Genomic DNA, 3,529 nt, shown 5'->3' with positions numbered 1-3,529 from the left:
ACACTCACGCTCATCTTAATACCGAAGCCTTTGACGGAATCGTTGACGACGTGATCGCGCGAGCCAAACAGGCGGGCGTTGTGGGGATCAACGTGGTCGGGGTGGACGTAAAAACGAGCCGCCGCGCGTGCGAGCTTGCCGCAGAGTATCCGGATTACTTGTTCGCCACGATCGGGATCCAGCCCAACTCGGCCGCCGAAGCTGCCGATGGGGATTTTGCTTTGATTCAAGCGATGATCAACCAGGTTGGCGTGAAAGCGATCGGCGAAACGGGATTGGATTGTTATTGGGACGACACCCCACTGCCGTTACAACACGACTACTTTGATCGCCACATGCAGTTATGCCGTGACACGGGATTGCCGATGGTGATCCACATGCGTGAGAGTGGCGATTTGATTGTCGACCAATTGCGGCGGCAATCGTCCGTACCCGCAGGCATCATGCACTCGTTCACCGGCGATATCGCACTGGGAAAACAGTGCTTAGAGATGGGGCTGCACCTCAGCTTCGCAGGGATGGTCACGTTCAAAAAGAGTGACGAATTGCGAGCCGTTGCGGCAATCGTCCCCGACGACAAACTTCTCATTGAAACCGACGCCCCCTACCTCAGTCCTGAACCGCTGCGAGGCAAACGGCCCAACGAACCGGCTCGTGTGGCTCACACGCTTCGCTGTCTTGCCAATGTTCGAGGCGTATCCCCCGAGCGATTAGCAGCAATCACCACCGAAAACGCCCGCCGTTTGTTGGGATTGCCGGTTTAGTCCGAATCTTCCCGTAGGCCGAATCAAGTCGCTGCAAGCGCCGCCGATCCGGCATCGGACTGTCGCTCGGGTTTCCAAGGCGTCGGCGCGCTTCACCTCCCCGAAACTTGTTTTGGGGAGGTCAGAGCGAGCGGAGCAAGCTCTGGGTGGGGTCTCGTTGTGTTAGAGATTGCAACGTGCAAGTTCATTTCAACCAGCCCTCCCCGGCCGCTACCGCGGCCGACCCTGCCGCGGGGGAGGGTGAGTTTTAGGATACGGGAACTTCGCTATCGCTACACTCCGGCCTACGGGGCGCTACGGCGCCGGGTACTTCACTGCGTTTTGGATCATTTTTGCTCGCAGCGTCTCGCTTAAATCGATCTCCATCGCATTGGCGATCGCGATCACGTAAGCCAAGCAGTCCGCGAGTTCTTCGCCCGCTTCGTGCTTGCGTTTCTCGTCTAGCTTGACTTTGGCTCCTTCTTCGAGCGTTAGCCACTGGAAATGCTCCATCAACTCGGCCGCTTCGATCGCCAGCGACATCGACAAATTTTTTGGGTTATGGAATGAGTGCCAGTCCCGCTCGGCGACAAATTTCTCGACGAGGATTCGCAGTTCGTTGACCGTGGTTGTTTCATCGCTCATGGTTCACACTCTACAATCTTGACATGGATGATCCGCCGAACCCAGTGCCGCCGCCTCACTCCGATACGCAACCGAATTTCGAGGTGCCACCACGTCGAAACGGAAACGCATCCCGGCAGTGGAGTCTGCGTGAGTTTTGGGGGCTGGTTACGATCGTGATGTTGGTGGTCGCATTTGTCGTCACGCTGCAGCGTTTGCGGCGAGCCGAGTTGGAACTGGATCGATTACGCCGCGAGCATGGCTATTTGGAACCCACTACGGAGAGCGAAATTGCCGCTTCGCGTGCACCGTCGGACCAACCGCTAACCTATCGAGCCCGCGTGCGTGTTCCCGACCAGCCTCGTTATCGCGTGTGTTATAGCACATTGTGGCCCAAGGACTCGTCGGCTCCGGATTGGTTTGCCGCCGTCGACCTGCCGCCCGGCGAGTCGGTCGTGACGGTGAAAATTGGCTCCGATCCGCGAGACTCGCGGTGGAAGATCACTGCGACGGTACAGAGTGACCGCGGGACCAAGCGTTTGGCGACGGTCTTGCCCACAGAGCATGTCACGATTTTTCGCGGCACGCATGACGCGCTGCGGTCGGGAATCGGCAAAGAGACGGTGCGAAAAGGAAAGAAGGGGTCGATCCGCCTGATCGACGACCGCTGGCTCGTCGGCAACGCGGGTGTGATGCTTTACGGTGATAAACCGCCGGCGGAAAACCAAATCGGTGTGTTTGCCGAGTTACAGCCTGATCAAGGCCCTCTCTAAGGAATCGGCGTTTTACTGTATCTTCTAGCCTTGTTCCCTCGTTTCCCCCTTTGTTTTTGTAGTTCCATCGATGGCGAAAGATTTCCTAAAAGGTGCCGCGGACGAATATGACGTGGTCGTGATTGGCAGCGGATTAGCCGGAATGACCTCCGCCAATATCCTCGGCCGCGCCGGCCATCGCGTCCTGTTGTTGGAACAACACTACAAACTTGGTGGGCTCGCGACTTGGTTCCTACGTCCCGGCGGCCATATCTTCGACGTGTCGCTGCACGGGTTTCCCCACGGCATGATCAAATCGTGTCGCCGCTATTGGAACCGAGACATTGCCGATCGCATTGTCCAATTGAAAAACATTCGCTTTGACAATCCTCAGTTCTCGCTCACGACTAGCTTCAATCGCGAAGACTTTACTCGTTTGCTGACTTCCGATTTCGGAATCGCTCCGGATACGGTCAACGAGTTCTTTGATACCGCCCGAGGCATGAACTTTTACGACGATCAACAGATCACCACTCGGCAACTGTTCGATCGTTTCTTTCCCGGTCGTGATGACGTGGTGCGGTTGTTGATGGAACCGATCACTTACGCCAACGGTTCGACACTCGAAGACCCCGCGATCACTTACGGAATCGTGTTCAGTAACTTCATGAGCAAGGGCGTGTTCATCTACGAAGGGGGTACCGAAGACCTTGTCGCTCGGATGAAGAAAGAACTCGAATCGAACAATGTCGACATTCGCATCCGCTGTGGTGTCGACAAAATCAATGTCAAAGACGGCAGTGTCAATTCAGTCGAAGTCAACGGTCGCACCATTCGCTGTCGCGCCGTCGTCAGCAACGCAAACCTGAAAACGACGGTGCTCAAAATGCTCGGCAGCGACGTGCTGGATAAAGACTATGTCGAGCGAGCCGGCGCGGTACGGCTGAATAACAGCAGCACGCAAGTCTATATGGCGCTGAAAGAAGGGGAGGAAATTGATGAGTCCGGCGGCGATTTGTTCTTCACCAGCACGGCAAAGGAATTTCGCACCGACTTGTTGTTGAGCCGCGATATCACCAGCCGCACGTTCAGTTTCTATTACCCTCGCACGCGGCCCGAGAAAAAGAAGGATCGTTATGCGATCGTCAGCAGCACCAATGCAAACTGGTCGGATTGGGCCGATCTGAGCGACGAGGACTACGAAGCAAGTAAAAAAGACTTGGTCGAAACGACGATCGATGCGTTGGAAAAATACATTCCAGGGATTCGCAACAAAATCGATCGCGCCGAAGCTGCAACGCCGCGAACGTTCAATCACTACACGCGTCACGAGCTGGGGGCCAGCTTTGGAACGAAGTTTGAAGGGCTTGGCGTCAGCCGCGAACTGCCTCAGCAAGTCGGTGGCATGTT

The 3,529-nt window shown here is 56.0% G+C and carries 4 protein-coding genes; 3 read left to right on the top strand and 1 reads right to left on the bottom strand.

What is annotated here, in order from left to right; translation table 11 throughout:
- Positions 1 to 764 (top strand): TatD family hydrolase (locus ABX962_RS32780; protein ID WP_372725899.1); only part of this gene is annotated, 764 nt, incomplete at its 5' end.
- Between the two features lie 294 nt (positions 765 to 1,058).
- On the opposite strand, the gene ABX962_RS32775 is transcribed toward ABX962_RS32780, so the two are convergent.
- Positions 1,059 to 1,388, bottom strand: a complete 330-nt coding sequence (locus tag ABX962_RS32775; protein ID WP_372725898.1) for a nucleotide pyrophosphohydrolase — start codon at positions 1,386 to 1,388, stop codon at positions 1,059 to 1,061.
- Positions 1,389 to 1,411: 23 nt separating this feature from the next.
- Between ABX962_RS32775 and ABX962_RS32770 the strand changes: the two genes are divergently transcribed.
- Positions 1,412 to 2,140 (top strand): hypothetical protein, encoded by a 729-nt coding sequence (locus ABX962_RS32770; protein WP_372725897.1) that lies wholly within the window; start codon positions 1,412 to 1,414, stop codon positions 2,138 to 2,140.
- A 70-nt stretch (positions 2,141 to 2,210) separates the two neighbouring features.
- A partial coding sequence (locus tag ABX962_RS32765) for a phytoene desaturase family protein (RefSeq protein WP_372725896.1) occupies positions 2,211 to 3,529 on the top strand: 1,319 nt, incomplete at its 3' end.

The organism is Novipirellula sp. (assembly GCF_041583735.1).
Taxonomy (GTDB): domain Bacteria; phylum Planctomycetota; class Planctomycetia; order Pirellulales; family Pirellulaceae; genus Novipirellula.
The sequence above is the reverse complement of the archived record's forward strand: the minus strand, read 5'-3'. Positions and strand labels throughout refer to the sequence as shown.

Bases quoted from the DNA above. Each gene is read 5' to 3' on its own strand.
- ABX962_RS32775 (WP_372725898.1), bottom strand. From the start codon at position 1,388: ATGAGCGATGAAACAACCACGGTCAACGAACTGCGAATCCTCGTCGAG.
- ABX962_RS32770 (WP_372725897.1), top strand. From the start codon at position 1,412: ATGGATGATCCGCCGAACCCAGTGCCGCCGCCTCACTCCGATACGCAA.